The sequence below is a fragment of the Nonomuraea guangzhouensis genome (assembly GCF_019396345.1).
GTDB lineage: Bacteria > Actinomycetota > Actinomycetes > Streptosporangiales > Streptosporangiaceae > Nonomuraea > Nonomuraea guangzhouensis.
Window position 1 is genome coordinate 17,276 of record NZ_JAHKRM010000020.1, and the last position, 14,897, is coordinate 32,172.

The window sequence follows — 14,897 nt, forward strand, 5'->3', positions numbered from 1 at the left end:
CCGTGCGTGAGAACGCGGACGGCGTCAATACCGATGACCGAGGACACCGACTTGTTCTTCGGTACCGCGCATGTCCGTGGCGCCGAGGCCATCAAGGCGGTCTTCGTCAAGATCGACGAACCGCGCGCCTACTACCTCGACGACGGAGAACCGCTCCAGATCAGGGCCATTCGCATCACCGCCGGGCCGCTGGATAGGCCGGTGCGGGCTCATGCGGCGGTCGCGGCAAGGGCTCGTCGCGGGTAGGCCTATCTGAGATCAACTACTCTGTGCGTTTATCTGTTTACACAGAGTTATAGCCAGCGTACGGTAACGCTATGTGCACGGAAAGGCAGCCGTCGCGCCTCCCGGAACGACCATGATCGATTCATCGGTCGACGCTTCTCCTCTCCTCCCTCCTGACAGCAGCGCCTGGCTGGGCCGTACCCTCGCGCTGAGCTGTGGCCTGTGGCACGGTGCGGCCGATCTCGATGCCGCTCAGCTTGGCAAATACCGGCTCCTGGCAGACTGGGCGAGAATCACCGCCCACGTACGGGTCCTCGATGTCGGCTCGGGCCACGGCGGCATGTTGCGGCATGTGAGTGACGAGTGCGGGGTGACCTCCGCCTGCGGGATCGATTCCTCCGGCGAAGCGTGTCAGGCCGTCATGCGGCTGGGGCTGCCGGGCGTCCGTACCTATCACGGTGATTATCGCGGCTTCGCGCCCGACCGGCCGTACGACGTGGTCGTCAGCATCGGTCTGCTCGAGAACGTGGCCGGTCCGCTGGAGGCGGCGCGTCAGCCCGACATCTGCGCGGAGTTCTTCGCCCTCGCCCACGCGTGGACCGCACCCGGGGCCCGGCTTGTCCTGGAGACCACGATCTCAGGGCATCAGAGCGACTGGCCGCCGGAGGCGTCCCGATATCTCGAGGCGATGCGGCGCCTGGGCCTGAGTGGTGCGCTCCTGTCGCTCGACCGGTTGCTGGCCACCTGCGGGCAGTGGTGGGAGCCCATCCACGTACGCACCCATCGCGACGACTACGCCCGCACGTTCTCGGACTGGGCGAGAAGGTTGCGTGCTCTTCCGCGGACGGTTCAGGACTCCACCTTGGCTGACTGGCTGGAGTTCACCACGAATGGTGCGGTGCTCTTCCGGCATGGTGCCCTGTCGGTCGCGCACCTCGGGCTCCGCCGGATCGACTGCTCCGGCGCAAGGTTCCCCCGCTCGCCTGCGGCGGGAAGCCGGTGAGGCATGGGCTGCCTCGACGGCGACAACCAGATCGGACCCTGAAAGGAGGAGAAGCATGTTCTCGACGAAGACTTCGGTCGAAAGCCTCAGCGCCTGCCCGACGACGCTGAGTGACGACAGGGTGCTGGTCGCACCTATTACGTCTAGTTCCAGCAGCGCGGCAACGGCCTGACAGCAGAAGCCGTGCCCCGGTTCCGGCCGGGGCACGGCCCCATCGCAGGAACAGACCGCCAGGAGGACGGGACAATTGACCGCGAACAACTCCGCGGTGCTGAGCTCGGCGCTCGGCGCCAACTTCTTCCGTGCGGCCGGCCCGTGGCTGGACAGCACGGCCTTCCGCACGAATCAGCTCCGCCACGCCTATCTCGGCTTCAGCCGGTCGGCCTCACCGGCGGAGGAGTTCCTGTACGCGACCCGGGTGAGACGCCACGACCGGGAACTGCAGTGCTCGGTGGGTGACTATCTGACCGCTGAATGCCAGGGCATGCTCGCGCACACCGACGAGGAGCACATCCCCGACGCGCGCCGGATCGAGCTACCCGAGTCGGCCGCCACGTCCATGACCTTCGAGGAGGCGCTCGCGCACCGGCGCAGCATCCGCTCCTTCAGCGGAGAGCCGGCGACGCTGGCCGAGGTGGCCGCCCTGCTGCGGGCGGCCGGAGCGCACCACGACCACCAGCCCGGCCGGCCGCACCGCGCGGTGGCCAGCGGTGGCGGCCTCTATCCGGTCGAACTTCACCTGGCCGTACGCGACGTGACCGGCCTGGAACCCGGCCTGTACCGCTACGCCCCTCGCCTGGACGCCCTTGATCACTATGGCGGCGCCCAGCAGGTGCTCGCATTGCTGAACTGCGGCATCAACGAGATGCCCGACGTGCTGCCGGTCGATCGGGCCGCGGTGCTGGTGCTGCTCGTCGCCCGCCCATGGCGGTCCATGCGTAAGTACGGCCCGCGCGGGCTGCGGTTCGTGCTGCACGAAGTGGGGGCGATGTCGCAGCACGTCCATCTTGGCGCCGCCGCCCTCGGCCTGGCCGGCACCGACTGGTCGACCTACTACGACGAGGAGGCCCATGAGGTCCTCGACATCGACGGGTTGCGGACCGCGCTGCTGCACCTGATCGTGCTGGGCCGGCCGAGGCGCGAGGAGCCGGCTCTTGAGACCGCTGGGAGGCAGGCGTGACCGAGCCCGTGTCGCCCCGCGTCAAGCGTTCGTTCTCCATCATCGGCCATGACCCCGACACCGTAGAACTGCGCCACGGCGTATGGAGCTCCACCTCGCACACCATCACCGACGAGTCCCGGCGTGGCTGGTTGTTCTCCGCGGTCGACGCGCTGGACGGGTCCCGGAGCCTGGCCGCGGTCGCCGAGAAAACCAACATCGGCATGGCGGAGCTGTCCTCGCTCATCGACCATCTGCGCGGGCTCGGCGCGATCGAGGACGGTGCCTCGTCGGCCCTCGACCACTACCTCGACCGCTACGCGGATCTGCTGACCGGTCCGCCGCCGGTCGCCCGGCCGGTACGGGTCATCGGCGACAGCGCGCTGGCCGCGCAGGTCAGTGAGCTGATCGCGATCAGCGATCCGGAGCTCGACGTTGCCGACGCCTCCGGAGACACGGCCCTGCGCGTGCTCGACGACCCCGACACCGGCTGGACCGTCCACGGGCTGCGGCTGCACGAGGTCGCCGACACGTTCTCCTCCTGGGAACAGGCCATCGTCGTGTGGGCGGGCCTGCGAGTCGACCCGGTGGCCGCCGGCCTGTTCAACCGGATAGCGCTCGAGGCCGGGATGTCGTGGCTGCACGGCGCCATAGACGGGCCGTTCCTGTTCGTGGGCCCGACCTTCCATCCTGGCCGCGGTCCGTGTTACGCCTGCCTGGAGAAGCGCGTCACCATGAACCTCACCGACGGCGACGGTTACCGGCGTTACAAGAACGCGCTCGCCAGCGCCGAAGCCTCCGGCGGGCGCTCGCCCGTCCTGCCGGCGCTGTCCTCCCTGCTCTGCTCCTACCTGGCCCTGGAGGCGATCAATCTGGCGCGCACCGGTGCCTCCTTCACCAACGGGAAGATGCTCGGCTTTCACCTGCCGACCTGGGAGACGACGGTCAACGAGATCCTGCAGATCCCCGGTTGCCACGCCTGTTCCCCCATCGCCCAGCGCGACGAACCAGAGCTGTACTTCCAGGCCAAGGAGTGGCTCCATGGCTGAGGCCGCCGATCACCTGATCCGGCGTACCACGCCCTTCGACGCCGTCACCCGCTCACTGTCCCGGCGCATGCTGAATCCCGTGTGCGGCCTGGTGCCGCGGCTGAAGTTCAGCGTACGGACCCGCGGCGAACCCCGCATCGCCATCGCCGGCGCCGAGCTCACCGGCGTGCACCTGCTCTACGACGGCAAACCGATACCGGCGGAAATGCATCACCTCGGGGGCGCCGGTGTGCTCCTCGACGAGCCGCTCATCAAAACACTCGGCGAATCGGCCGAACGGTACTGCCACCACTCCTACCTCGCCCACCATTCCGGCCAGGTCCGCTTCGCCAGTTACCGGGAAATGAGCCGCGGCCACGCCGGCCTTCCGGCGGAACGGCACCTCTCCTTCTTCTCCGATGAGCAACTGGCGCGCGACGGATTCCTGTTCCGCCGGTTCGACGCCGACGCCCCGATGAGCTGGCTGCCCACCTGCTCCCTCACCGGGGATGACCTCTTCTGGGCGCCCGCCCAGCTCACCATGGTGGGCTACCGGCCCCGGCTCGGGGACGGTGAAGTCTGGCTCAACGCGGCTGTCACCACCGGCACCGCCACGCATAGCGATCCCGGCAAGGCCCTGCTCAGCGCCATCGAGGAGCTCATCCAGCTCGACTCCGTGATGGGGCACTGGTACGGCGGCCAGCCCTCCGTGAAAATCCTGGCCGACGCCCGGTTGCGCCCCCTCCACCGGCTGATCGGGCGTTACTGGCCACGCGATGCCGTCCCGCCGGAGTTTCACCTCCTGCCCAACCCCGACCTGCCCGGCTTCACCATCGCCTGCCTGTACCGCAACGGCGACGCCGCATGCGCGCCGGTCGTCGCCGGCCTGGGCAGCGACCGCCGCCTGACCCACGCGATGTACAAGGCGCTGCTGGAGGCCACCGCCATCGCCCGCTACGCGATCTGGAAGGCCACCACCTCCGCCACGAACGGGCGCGCCCTCGACAAGGACCGCTTCTTCGACCTGGAGGACAACGTCGTCCACTACGCCGACCCGGTCAATGCCGCGATCATCGACAAACGTTTCGCCGTCCATGTGGAGGCCATGGCCAGCGATCTTCCGCCGGACCCTGCCACCGACACCCGCTCCGGCGCGGCGCACCTGGTCAAGGCGTTCGCCGACACCGGGAAACAACTCAGCTACCTCGACCTCACCACACCCGACATCCGCCGCCTCGGCCTCACCGTCTGCCGCGTCTGGTCGCCCGACACCCTCAGCCTGAGCCTGCCCAGCGCAGCCACGCTGCTGCATCCTCGCTTCGCCGCGTACGGCGGCGTGACCAACCTCGAACCGCACCCCTATCCGTGACCACAGTGGAGTAGCGCCGGCTCGGGGCAGACCGGCGGTGGTACGGTAACGCCACTCGTGAACACCCCACCCAGGTCAAGGGCCGCTTCCCGGTTATGGGAGGCGGCCTTCCGCGTTGCTGGGTGATTGACTACTCCGGATGGAGCAAGCGATGCGGACTCGACGAAGTGCCCGGATTGTGCTGCTGGATCAGGATGATCGGCTTCTGCTGATCCGGTGCAGGGATGACGGCGTCATCGTCGTTCCCGGGTTTCCGGTCCGGGAGTTGTTCTGGGTGCCCCCGGGCGGAGGATTGAAGGAGGGCGAGGACTTCCTTCAGGCCGCTCGTAGGGAGTTGCTGGAGGAGACCGGGCTGACGGAGGTCGAGTGGGGGCCGTGCCTGTGGACCCTCGATGCGGACGTCCGGTGGGGCGGCGAACCCCTGCACATGCACGAGCGGCACTTCCTCGCGCGGGTGCGCGGCATGCCGGCCATCACCCGCGCCTACCTGGAGCCGGGTGAGCAGCAGGGGATCATTGATCATCGATGGTGGTCCTTGGCGGAGCTTGTCGCTGCCGAGGCCACAGAGACTCTGCGGCCGGTGGGACTTCCGGAGCTGTTGGCCGATGTGCTGGCTGTAAGGGGACATCCGTCGGGTGAGCCGCGTGCCCTGCGCATATAGGGGTCCTGTCCCCTGAAGCCGTCAACCGTCAAGGAGTCCGGTGTCGTGGGCGCGGGCGACGGCCTCGGTTCGGGTGGCGACGCCTAGTTTGACGAGGATCCGCGCCACGTGGGTGGCCACGGTGTTGGTCGTGATGAACAGCTCCGTGGCGATCTGCGGGTTCGACCGGCCGCGGGCGAGCACCCGCAGCACCTCGAGCTCGCGGCGGGTCAGGCCGAAGTCGTTGCGCACCGGGACCTGCGCGGCGTCGCCGAGTCGGCCGTGGGCGGTGATGTCGTCGATGCGGGCCAGCAGCGGCGCGGCGCCCAACTCGGCGGCGAGGGCGCGGGCCTCGCGTAGCCGGGAGCGGGCGCCGGGCCGGTTGTTCGAGGCGAGCGCGACGCGGGCGGCGCCGGTCAGGGCGAGTGCGGTCTCGTACCGGTTGCCGAGGTCGCGCCAGGCCGTCACGGCCGCGTCCCAGGAGGGCAGGTCGCCGGAGCCGGCCTCGGCCTGGAAAGTGAGCCGGTAGGCGGTGAGCGCGGGGGTGGCGGCGCGCACCGTGTCGGTCACGCGGGCCAGCTCCGCGAGTCGGTCGGCGCTTTCGGCGGCGACTCGCCGGTTCCGCGGGGCGGCGGCCCGCCGGACGCGCTGGACCCGGGCTCCGAGCACCGCCAGCCGTAATACCTCGTGTGTCGGCCAGGTGGCCGGTGCTACCGACAGGAGCTCGCCGAGGATCCGGTCGGCCAGGTCTGCCTCGCCCTGCTCCAAGGCCCAGGCGACGCGCTGGACGGCGAACTCGGCCTTCGCCTCGGCGGCCCCGGCGGCATGCCGCGCGAACTCGCTCACCTGGCGGAACAGCAGCTCCAACCGGTCGGTCTCGCCCCGGCAGCGGGCGATGTCGGCGGCCGCCAGACGCAGGAACGCGGCGTACAGCGGCGGCGGCCCGTCGGCCAGGGCCTCGTCGACGACCCCTACGGCCTCGTCCCACCGGCCGAGAAAGCGCAGGTGGATGGCGCGGGCGTTGGCGAGCATGCTGCCTCGTGAGCGGGTCCGGCCGAGCCGTTCGGCGGCCCGCTGTCCGACGTGGGCGAGTTCGGCGCCCTGCTCGTAGAGGCCCATGGCCTCCATGAGTCCGGCCTCCCACTGGAACGTGGTCAGGAACGTGTGCTCGTCCCCGGCCGACTCCGCGGCCCGCCGGGCCTCGGCGTAGGTACGCATAGCCGGCTCGAAGACGCCGTCCATGCCGTCGAGCGCGGCCAGCACCAGCAGCGCGGGAGCTCGCAGGCCGTCGTCGCCGAGCCGTTCGGCCAGGGTCAGTGCCTCGGCCGCGTACTGCCGGCTCTGCTCCAGGCGGTGCGTGGCGACGCCGACGAAGCCCAGCGCGGACAGCAGGCGGCTGCGCAGCGCGTCCGACGAGCCGGGCGGCACCAGCGCGACCGCGTGTTCCAGGTCGTCCCATCCGTTGCCGTCGACGCGGCTCTGCGACTGGCCGCGCAGGCCGAGCAGCCGGGCCGTACGCAGTGGTTGGCTCTCCGGGTCGAGCTCGGCCAGGGCAGCGGTGGCGTGCGCGACGCCCGCGGCGGATTTGCCGGCTGCGAAGGCTGCCGCCGCGGCCTGTTCCAGAACGGTGGTGCGGTCGGCGTCGATGAGGAGGGAGGGGGCGGCGACCTGCGTCCAGCGGGCCAGGACCAGTTCGAGCAGGTGGAGTTGCTCGTCGTAGGCGTTCTGCCGGCCGGCGCGGTCGGCTGCGCGCCACGCCGCTGGCAGCGCCTGCTCGAACTCGCCGGCGGCCGTCCAGTGGTCGGCCAGGGCCGTGCTGTCAGGGGTGCGGGCGGCGAGCCCGGCGGCGTATCGAGCGTGGGTGCGGCGCCGCAGTGCCGGCGGCAGCGAGGCGTAGACGGCTTCGCGGATCAGGTCGTGCCGGATCGCGTACCCTTCGTCGCCGGCCACCACGAGGTCCCGCCCGGCCAGATCCTTGAGGGCGAGCAGGAGCTGCGTCTCCGGCAGGCCGGTGACCTCGCCCAGGACCTCGTCGGTCAGCCTGATGCCGGAGACGGCCAGGGCCGACAGCACCTGGTGAGCCAGATCGGGCAGGTCGGTGATCCGGTCGAGCAGCAGGGTCCGCAGGTCGGCCGCCGATGCCTCGTCCGTGGTGCTCAGTGCCTCGACGAACAGCGGATTGCCGCCGCTGCGCCGGTGAATGGCGCCGGTGCGGGAGCGGTCCGGCGGCCGGCCGTCGATGGCCTCCAGGAGCTCGGCCACGTCCTGGTGCTCCAGTGGGCCGAGACTGAGGCGTACCAGGTCTCGGCCGCGCCCCAGCTCGGCGAGCAGTCGCCGGTTCGGGTGGCCGGTGGCGAGCTCTCCGGTGCGGACGGTGCCGATCAGCAGGACGGTGGCATCGGCCAGGTTGCGGACCAGGTAGGCGAACAGTTCGCGGCTGGACGCGTCGGCCCAGTGCAGATCCTCCACGACCAGGACGACCGGCTGTGCCTGCGCGACCTGGCTGATCAGGGCCAGCATCTCCTCGAGCAGCCTGGTCCGCGCGTACCGGGCGGGGGCGGGGCCGAGGTCCGGCAGCCAGTCGCCGAGCGTGGATCCGGCCGCCGGCAGGAGTGCCGCCACCTGGTCGCGGCCGAGCCGGCGTACGAGGTCGCGTACGACGGCGACAAACGGCACGTACGGGGCGCCCTCCGAGCCGAGTTCGAGGCAACCGCCCGACAGGACCAGCGGGTCACCGGGAAGCGCCCGCACCACGGTGGTGACCAGCCGGGATTTGCCGATGCCCGCCTCACCGGAGACCAACGCCGTGACGGGCCGCGCCGACCGGGCTTGGGCGTAGGCCGCCCGCAGCGCGGCGATCTCGTCCGCCCGGCCGACCATCACCGGGCTGACGGCCGACCCCACCATCACCTACCCGCCCTCCAAACCCGGACCCGATCTCACCAAGTCTGACGACGACAGCCTCCCGCCCTGGACGACACCCTGGGTCGTGTGCCCCGAACACCCCGGAAGGAAGCAGAAATGACCACTCAGCAGCGTACCGTCGTGGCCAACATCGCCCTCTCCCTCGACGGACGCGTCGCCGGCCCAGGCGGCGAGTACGACATGAGCTGGATCGTCCCCCACGCCGTCAGCGACGGCGCCCGCGCGCACATGGTGGACGTCACCCGCCCGGCCACCACGGCGCTGCTCGGCCGCAAGAACTACCAGGGCTTCGCCGGCTTCTGGCCCGCCGTGGCCGAGGACGACAGCGCCGACCCGAACGACCGCGCGTTCGCCCGCTGGCTCAACGACGTCGAGAAGATAGTTTTCTCCGGCAGCCTGGAGCGGGTGGACTGGGACAACGCGCGCCTTGCCACCGCTGACCCGGCCACCGTCGTCAAGCAACTGCGGGAGCGGCCAGGAGGCGACATCATCGTCCTGGCCAGCAGCAGCGTCATTCGACAGCTGCTCGACGCGGGCGAAGTGGATCGGCTCAGCATCACCCTGTGCCCGGAGCTCGTCGGCGGCGGGGCTCACCTGTTCACCGATGGCCCGGCCGGGTCCTCCTGGTCGCTCACCGCCACCAGCACGACCGCCACCGGCGCGATCTGTCTCCTGTACGACCGGATCCGCGCGGACCGTTAGCCACGACATCCCTTTGACAGGAGAACTCCATGAGTCACACGCAGCCCGTAGCCGCCTCGCCTGCCCGGACCCGGATCCGCGAACACGTTGGAACGGCCGCTCTATGGGTGGCGCAGGCCGTCCTGGCCGTCCAGCTCGGCCCCGCCGGCATCCTCAAGGTCACGAGCGATCCGGCGATGGTGGAGATGTTCACCGCGATCGGGGCCGGACAGTGGCTCCGATACGCCGTGGGCGTCCTGGAGATCGCCGCTACACTCGGCCTCCTGATTCCCAGGCTCTGCGGGGCGGCCGCACTCGGCGTGGCCGCCCTGATGGCCGGCGCGACCATCACCAACATCTTCCTTCTCGCTGCCCCGCCATGGCTGCCCATCGGTTTGCTGGTGGTGAGCGCGCTGATCGCCTGGGCACGCCGAATCCAGATCAAGGCCCTTCTGCGGCCGGTCCACTGACAAAGGAGATTCGACATGAGCAAGACAATCATGGGCTGCGCGGCGGTCTCGCTGGACGGTTACATCGCCGACGACCATGACGCGGTCGGGCCGCTCTTCGACTGCTACAGCAACGGAGACGTCAGCTGGTCCTTCCCTGACGCTGACGACGAGTTCCGGACCACGCAGGCGACGGCCGATTTCATGCGCGCCCAATATCCGGACATCGCCGTCGTCGTCATGGGGCGACGGCTGTTCGACCTGACGAACGGCTGGAACGGCAGACCCGCCGCGGGCGAACACGTCTTCGTGGTCACCCACGAACCACCGAAGAACTGGGAGCATGCCGGCACGGCGCCGTTCACGTTCGTCAACGGCGTCGAGGCGGCCATCAGCGCCGCTCGGGACTACGCCGGCGATCGGATCGTCGACGTGGCCGCCGGCCAGATCGGCGCCCAGGCACTGCGGCTCGGCCTCATCGACCAGATCGTCGTCAACGTCGTGCCCGTGGTGCTCGGCTCGGGCCGCCCGTTCTTCGCGACGGGTCCACTGGCCGCTCCGATCCTGCTCGACAATCCTTCGCAGGTCGTCCGCGGGGACCGCGTCACGCATCTCGTGTACGACGTCGCGAAGAGGTGAGCAGTCCAGGGGTGCGCCACTTCGCGGAGAATATCGTGATGAAGTAGCGTGACCTGGGTGACTGCCGGGTCGGCCTTGGGCCACGCACCAGAGAGCAGCCCGGCTGACGCTTGATCGCCGGGCGGGCCCGTGGCCCGCCGTCTTCTTCTCCATTCAGTACGGCACAGCAGGAACCACCAATGGAGAAGAATGGATTTCAACAAGCAGGTCATCGACGAGTTCCGCGCCAACAACGGCCAAGTCGGTGGCTATTTCGAGGGAGCGAGGCTGCTCCTGCTCACCACCACCGGCGCCCGCTCGGGCAAGCCACACACGACCCCGCTCGCCTACCTGCCCGACGGCGCCGAGGGCATGCTGGTCATCGCCTCCGCCGGGGGAGCGCCGAACAACCCGGCCTGGTACCACAATCTGAAGGCCGACCCGCGAGCCACCGTCGAGACCGGTGTCCTCATCTTCGATGTCGAGGCGGAGGTTCTGGAGGGCGCCGAGCGTGACGCGGCGTTCGCCCGGGCGGCGGAAGGCGACCCTGGCTGGGCCGACTACCAGGCCAAGACGACGCGCACCATCCCGGTCGTCGCACTACGCGTGACCGGTCCGCCTCGGGACAGCGCACCGTCCGTCGGTGCGTACCTCAAGCTGGTGCACGACGGTTTCCGCCGCGAGCTCGCGCTGATCCGCAAGGAGCTGTCCGAATCAGGACGGCCAGGCCTGGGCGTACAGCTCAGGATCAACTGCTTGACGGTCTGCCAGGGCCTGCAACATCACCACACGGGCGAGGACACCATGATGTTCCCCGGCCTGGCCGAGCGGCATCCCTCGCTCGCTCCGGCCTTGGAGCGGCTGGCCGAGGAGCACGAGCGCATCACCGTACTCCTGGAAGAGCTGAAGCAGGCCCTTTCTGGTGGGGATCCGCTGAAGGTACGGGCCGAGGTCGAACGGCTCGTCGATGAGCTCGAAGCGCACCTGACGTATGAGGAGGAGCAACTGATACCGGTTCTCGACCTCGCCTGACGGCGGTGCCCAGGGGGAGGATCGGACTCTGGACAAGTCCGATCCACCCAGCTCAGGCATGCTCAAGCGCTCTAGGGGAGCGTCGATGCGCTTTGACCCGTTCGCGGGTTGCGCAGCGGCGTGAGCAGTAGTGGCGTTCCGGGCCGCTGCCGTGGGCGATGAAGACGTTCTGGCAGGCGGATGATGCGCAGATCCTGCCGGGCGGGCGTTGGTGGTCCCAGACGAGGACCGTCAGCGCCATGCAGGACGAGGCCAGGAGCCATTCTTCCCAGGGTGCGTCGTCCTCGTGATCGAGGTGCGGGTGCCAGGGGGTGCTGCCGCCGTGCGAGGTGAGGCGGAGCGGTCCGGTGTGCTCCCGCAGGAGGTGGTTGAGGGTGGCCGCGGCGTCGGCGGCGCTGTCGGCGGCGAAGACCTCCCGCAGCTGAGCGGCGGCCGTGCGCATCGCGGCGACATCACGGGAGGTCAGGTCGATGGGGTCCAGCTCGCCGTACGCGCGGAGTACCTCGGCGACGGTGCTGGGGTCGGCGCGGTCGTCGGCGACGGCGTTGATGAGGGCTGCGGTGCGTCGTGCCGTGGTCAGCACGGAGTGCCGGGTGGACCAGTCGTCGGTGGTGTAGGGCACCCACGGAATGTAACGCATATTGCGATGTTTTGCGTTACTTTCGTAGCGTCTCCCTGGTGAAAAGACTGAGGCCCTATCTCGCCGGCGCTGTGGCAGCTCGTGCCGGGGATGAAATGTCGGGACCGGCGCTGATGCTGGCGGGATTCGCCCTTTCCGGATCGACCACGGAAGCCTCGTCGCTGCTCGCGGGTATCACCGTCGCCGCGGCAGTCGGTGGCCCTGTGCTGGGTGCGCTCCTCGACAGAGCGGCGCGACCGGGTCGGCTGCTGGCCGGCGCGCTCGTGCTCTACGCTGCGGGCCTGGGGATGATCCTGGTGGGGCTCGGCCGCCTTCCGATCGCCGTCAACGTGCTGATCGCGGTGTTCACCGGGCTGCTGGGACCTGCGCTGTCGGGTGGCTGGACGGCTCAACTGCCCCGGGTGGTGTCGCGCGCCGAACTGCCCCGGGCGAACGCGCTCGATGCGATGACCTTCAGCATCGCGAGCCTGGCCGGACCGGCTCTCGCCGGCGGCGTCGCCGAGCTACTGGGGGCGCCGATGGCTGTGACGGTCTCCGTGGTGCTCATCGGCATGGCAGTGGCCGGCGCGTGGACGCTGCCCGCACGTTCCGGTTCCGCGCGAGACACGAACTCGATGATCGGCGACCTCGCTGCCGGAGCGCGGATCATCGTCAGACGTGCGTGTCTGGCCCGAGCGACACTTACCTCGGTCATCTCCTGCATTGCCCAAGGAATGCTGACGGCCTGCATCCCGCTGCTCGGCGAACGTGTTCTCGGGGGAGCCGGTCGCGGTGCGCTGCTGCTCTCTTGTGCGGCGATCTCAGCTTTGGCGGCCAATGCGGTGCTCGCTCGGTTGCCTCGTTCCGTCACCCCTGACACGCTCATCTGGGTCGGTGCCCTGATCCAGGCTGCCGCGTTGGCCCTGGCCGCGATGGGTCAACCAGCCGTACTCATCGTCGCCATGCTCATTGTCGGAATCGGGCAAGGGCCCCAGCTCACCGCCTTGTTCGCGGTGCGCCACCGGGAGGCTCCGGAGCACCTGCGTGGCCAGATCTTCACCACGGGCGCCAGCCTGAAGATCACCGGCTTCGCGCTGGGGGCAGCCGCTGCGGGGCCGATCGCCACCTGGTCACTTACCGGTGCCCTGGTGTTGGCGGCCACTCTGGCGGTCTTCGCGGCACTCGCCTTCTGGATCGTCCCGCCGAGAACCCGCGTTTCAGAGGGCGTCCTTGGGCAACACCGGCCTCGGCCAAGACTCGTGCGGTGGCGGTGACCAGTGGCCGGCCCTGCTGGGTCAACACGCCAAGCGGAAGCCGATCGCGTAGATCGGTCTTTCGAACCAGCCGTGGCGGCGCCGGGTCCTGGCCAGGTCTCCGTATCTCGTGAAGCTTCCGCCGCGGGCGACGCGGTATTGCGGGGCCGCTGTCGTCAGGTCGTCCCGGACCACGTGGCCGCCGGGGTACGGGCGGTACAGGTCTGCCACGTACTCCTCGACATTGCCCCCCATGTCGTCCACGCCGAACGGTGACCTGCCATGGGGGAAGACGCCGACCGGCGTGGTGTCGAGCACGCCGCCTTCGATCGTGTTGAGCCGGGCCGGGTCGAAGTCGTCGCCCCACGGGAACTCCCGCCCGTCGTACCCGGCGGCGGCGTACTCCCATTCGGCCTCGGTGGGCAGGCGGAACGCGCGGCCGGTCCGCTGCGCGAGCCACGCCGCGTACGCGTCAGCGGCCGCCGGTGGCACCGTCCACACCGGATGGTTGGCGTGGTGGTGTGGGTACGTCCCGAAACGCCAGGACGTCGGCAGCCAGCGGGCTCCGGTGTCCACCAGGAATTCCCGGTAGTCCTGGTTGGTGACGGGAAACCGGGCCAGCCGGAACGCGGCGACGTACGTCTCGTGGTCCGGGCACTCCTTCTCGATCCACTCGGCACGGACCCCGACCCGCCCCCACGTGTCCACGACGGCGCTGACCCGCTCCGGTGGCAACCCGAGGCGCACCCGGCCGCCCGGAATGTCGATCATGAGCGGCTCGAACGTGCTGATCCTGGGGTCGCCGACCAGCCCGAGGATCGTCGCCGCGGCGACGCGCCGCGGCAACGGAACCTCACGGTCGTGCGCGAGGTCGACGAGCGCCGCCGGTGCCGCGCCGACCAGGTCGGCATTGGCCGTGAACAGGTCGGCGGGCAGTCCGTCGACGAACCCTTTCGGTAGGCCCATGGCGTCGCGATCGGTCATGTCGTTGGGATTGCGCACCAGATCCGCCGTCATGGCGTGGGCACCTCGTAGACGGCGCCGTCATAGGAGCTGGCGAGGAAGACGTCGCGCTTCGCGTCGTAGGCCATGGAGGATATCCCCGACGCGGTCGGCCGGACGGTCACGGGCCACGTGTCCGTCACCGCTGGGGAAATAGAGGCGGATGTTAGCCGGGTTCTCTCAGCTCAGCCAGTCCTAGGGAAGTGCCGCGAGCATTCGCTCCCCCGCCGCCCGCAGGTGAGCGGTCATCGCGTCCGCCGCGGCCGGGGCGTCGCCCGCTACGACGGCCCGCACGATGGCTTCGTGCTCGTCCCGGGTGAGCTCGGCGGCGCCTTCCCGGGCGTAGAAGATCCGGAAAGCGCGCGAACGGACGAACAACCGCTCCAGCGTTTCGGCCACGATCAGGTTCCCGGACATCTCGGCGAGTTTGCCGTGCAGTAGCTCGTCGGCCTTGGCCAGCAGGGTGAGATCGCCGCCGGGCACGTCGACCTGCTGGCGCAGGAACGACCTGTCCTCCGCGCGGAACTCCTGGGCGGCGCGGGCGGCCGTGGGCGGTTCGAGCAGCAGCCTGCACTCGTACAGGTCGGAGATCGTCTTGCCGTTGGGCAGGTCAGCGGCGACGAAGCCGCGATAGGGATGCTTGCTGACCAGGCCGTCGGCCTCCAGTCGCCCCAGGGCCTGGCGGATCGGTGTGTTGGAGATCTTCAGCTGTGCCGCCAGAGCGTCGATCTTGACCCGGCTGCCGTGCGGGATGTGGCCGCTGAGCAGCATTTCCCGCAGCACGTCGTACACGTCGTCGGCCAGCACCTGCCGCCGGGGGAGCGCCGGTGCCGGCGCGGGGGTGTCGGTCATCCAAGCCTCCTGTGTTCACAACATAGCGGCAAATGGGGGGTT

General features: G+C 69.7%; 16 protein-coding genes. 11 read left to right on the forward strand and 5 right to left on the reverse strand.

What is annotated here, in order from left to right; translation table 11 throughout:
- Positions 1–33 precede the first annotated feature (33 nt).
- The 6 genes from KME78_RS36135 to KME78_RS36160 all read left to right on the forward strand — a co-directional run bounded on the left by KME78_RS36135 (position 34) and on the right by KME78_RS36160 (position 5,445).
- Entirely contained in the window at positions 34–246 is a 213-nt protein-coding gene (locus KME78_RS36135) for a hypothetical protein (RefSeq protein WP_219533937.1), read from the forward strand.
- A 112-nt stretch (positions 247–358) separates the two neighbouring features.
- Complete coding sequence (locus KME78_RS36140) at positions 359–1,228, forward strand: SAM-dependent methyltransferase (RefSeq protein WP_219533938.1); 870 nt, start codon at positions 359–361, stop codon at positions 1,226–1,228.
- Positions 1,229–1,475: 247 nt separating this feature from the next.
- Positions 1,476–2,408 (forward strand): SagB/ThcOx family dehydrogenase, encoded by a 933-nt coding sequence (locus tag KME78_RS36145; protein WP_219533939.1) that lies wholly within the window; start codon positions 1,476–1,478, stop codon positions 2,406–2,408.
- On the forward strand, positions 2,405–3,436 hold the full coding sequence (locus KME78_RS67420) for a TOMM precursor leader peptide-binding protein (RefSeq protein WP_219533940.1): 1,032 nt from the start codon (positions 2,405–2,407) through the stop codon (positions 3,434–3,436). The genes KME78_RS36145 and KME78_RS67420 overlap by 4 nt, the downstream gene beginning before the upstream one ends.
- Complete coding sequence (locus tag KME78_RS36155) at positions 3,429–4,784, forward strand: YcaO-like family protein (RefSeq protein ID WP_219533941.1); 1,356 nt, start codon at positions 3,429–3,431, stop codon at positions 4,782–4,784. The genes KME78_RS67420 and KME78_RS36155 overlap by 8 nt, the downstream gene beginning before the upstream one ends.
- Before the next feature lie 151 nt (positions 4,785–4,935).
- On the forward strand, positions 4,936–5,445 hold the full coding sequence (locus tag KME78_RS36160; RefSeq protein ID WP_219533942.1) for an NUDIX domain-containing protein: 510 nt from the start codon (positions 4,936–4,938) through the stop codon (positions 5,443–5,445).
- 21 nt (positions 5,446–5,466) lie between these two features.
- Here the strand turns inward: KME78_RS36160 and KME78_RS66480 are convergent, their stop codons facing one another.
- Positions 5,467–8,331 carry an ATP-binding protein gene (locus KME78_RS66480; RefSeq protein ID WP_281428951.1) on the reverse strand — a complete coding sequence of 955 codons (2,865 nt, stop codon included), beginning with the start codon at positions 8,329–8,331 and terminating at the stop codon, positions 5,467–5,469.
- A gap of 114 nt (positions 8,332–8,445) precedes the next feature.
- Here KME78_RS66480 and KME78_RS36170 point away from each other — a divergent pair, with 114 nt between their 5' ends.
- The 4 genes from KME78_RS36170 to KME78_RS36185 all read left to right on the forward strand — a co-directional run bounded on the left by KME78_RS36170 (position 8,446) and on the right by KME78_RS36185 (position 11,129).
- Positions 8,446–9,051, forward strand: coding sequence for a dihydrofolate reductase family protein (locus KME78_RS36170; RefSeq protein ID WP_219533944.1), 606 nt, complete (start codon positions 8,446–8,448; stop codon positions 9,049–9,051).
- 29 nt (positions 9,052–9,080) lie between these two features.
- Complete coding sequence (locus KME78_RS36175) at positions 9,081–9,500, forward strand: DoxX family protein (RefSeq protein ID WP_219533945.1); 420 nt, start codon at positions 9,081–9,083, stop codon at positions 9,498–9,500.
- Positions 9,501–9,515: 15 nt separating this feature from the next.
- Positions 9,516–10,118 (forward strand): dihydrofolate reductase family protein, encoded by a 603-nt coding sequence (locus tag KME78_RS36180; protein WP_219533946.1) that lies wholly within the window; start codon positions 9,516–9,518, stop codon positions 10,116–10,118.
- Positions 10,119–10,307: 189 nt separating this feature from the next.
- On the forward strand, positions 10,308–11,129 hold the full coding sequence (locus KME78_RS36185) for a nitroreductase/quinone reductase family protein (RefSeq protein WP_219533947.1): 822 nt from the start codon (positions 10,308–10,310) through the stop codon (positions 11,127–11,129).
- Between the two features lie 52 nt (positions 11,130–11,181).
- On the opposite strand, the gene KME78_RS36190 is transcribed toward KME78_RS36185, so the two are convergent.
- Positions 11,182–11,769 (reverse strand): CGNR zinc finger domain-containing protein, encoded by a 588-nt coding sequence (locus tag KME78_RS36190; protein ID WP_219533948.1) that lies wholly within the window; start codon positions 11,767–11,769, stop codon positions 11,182–11,184.
- A gap of 38 nt (positions 11,770–11,807) precedes the next feature.
- Between KME78_RS36190 and KME78_RS36195 the strand changes: the two genes are divergently transcribed.
- Entirely contained in the window at positions 11,808–13,022 is a 1,215-nt protein-coding gene (locus KME78_RS36195) for an MFS transporter (protein ID WP_308127267.1), read from the forward strand.
- A 21-nt stretch (positions 13,023–13,043) separates the two neighbouring features.
- Here KME78_RS36195 and KME78_RS36200 read toward each other — a convergent pair whose 3' ends face one another.
- The 3 genes from KME78_RS36200 to KME78_RS36205 are packed head-to-tail and all read right to left on the reverse strand — an operon-like array spanning position 13,044 to position 14,855.
- Positions 13,044–14,018: a formylglycine-generating enzyme family protein gene (locus KME78_RS36200; protein ID WP_219533949.1), complete on the reverse strand. Its 975-nt coding sequence runs from the start codon at positions 14,016–14,018 to the stop codon at positions 13,044–13,046.
- Positions 14,015–14,146: a hypothetical protein gene (locus KME78_RS66485; protein ID WP_281428948.1), complete on the reverse strand. Its 132-nt coding sequence runs from the start codon at positions 14,144–14,146 to the stop codon at positions 14,015–14,017. The genes KME78_RS36200 and KME78_RS66485 overlap by 4 nt, the downstream gene beginning before the upstream one ends.
- A 52-nt stretch (positions 14,147–14,198) precedes the next feature.
- A complete protein-coding gene (locus KME78_RS36205; protein ID WP_219533950.1) occupies positions 14,199–14,855 on the reverse strand; it encodes a GntR family transcriptional regulator in 657 nt (218 codons plus the stop codon).
- Positions 14,856–14,897: the final 42 nt, after the last annotated feature.

What these genes read in the sequence shown, in the direction of transcription:
- KME78_RS36135 (WP_219533937.1), top strand. Translation starts at nt 34, where the DNA reads ATGACCGAGGACACCGACTTGTTCTTCGGTACCGCGCATGTCCGTGGC.
- KME78_RS36140 (WP_219533938.1), top strand. Translation starts at nt 359, where the DNA reads ATGATCGATTCATCGGTCGACGCTTCTCCTCTCCTCCCTCCTGACAGC.
- KME78_RS36155 (WP_219533941.1), top strand. Translation starts at nt 3,429, where the DNA reads ATGGCTGAGGCCGCCGATCACCTGATCCGGCGTACCACGCCCTTCGAC.
- KME78_RS36160 (WP_219533942.1), top strand. Translation starts at nt 4,936, where the DNA reads ATGCGGACTCGACGAAGTGCCCGGATTGTGCTGCTGGATCAGGATGAT.
- KME78_RS66480 (WP_281428951.1), bottom strand. Translation starts at nt 8,331, where the DNA reads ATGGTGGGGTCGGCCGTCAGCCCGGTGATGGTCGGCCGGGCGGACGAG.
- KME78_RS36170 (WP_219533944.1), top strand. Translation starts at nt 8,446, where the DNA reads ATGACCACTCAGCAGCGTACCGTCGTGGCCAACATCGCCCTCTCCCTC.
- KME78_RS36175 (WP_219533945.1), top strand. Translation starts at nt 9,081, where the DNA reads ATGAGTCACACGCAGCCCGTAGCCGCCTCGCCTGCCCGGACCCGGATC.
- KME78_RS36180 (WP_219533946.1), top strand. Translation starts at nt 9,516, where the DNA reads ATGAGCAAGACAATCATGGGCTGCGCGGCGGTCTCGCTGGACGGTTAC.
- KME78_RS36185 (WP_219533947.1), top strand. Translation starts at nt 10,308, where the DNA reads ATGGATTTCAACAAGCAGGTCATCGACGAGTTCCGCGCCAACAACGGC.
- KME78_RS36190 (WP_219533948.1), bottom strand. Translation starts at nt 11,769, where the DNA reads ATGCGTTACATTCCGTGGGTGCCCTACACCACCGACGACTGGTCCACC.
- KME78_RS36200 (WP_219533949.1), bottom strand. Translation starts at nt 14,018, where the DNA reads ATGACGGCGGATCTGGTGCGCAATCCCAACGACATGACCGATCGCGAC.
- KME78_RS36205 (WP_219533950.1), bottom strand. Translation starts at nt 14,855, where the DNA reads ATGACCGACACCCCCGCGCCGGCACCGGCGCTCCCCCGGCGGCAGGTG.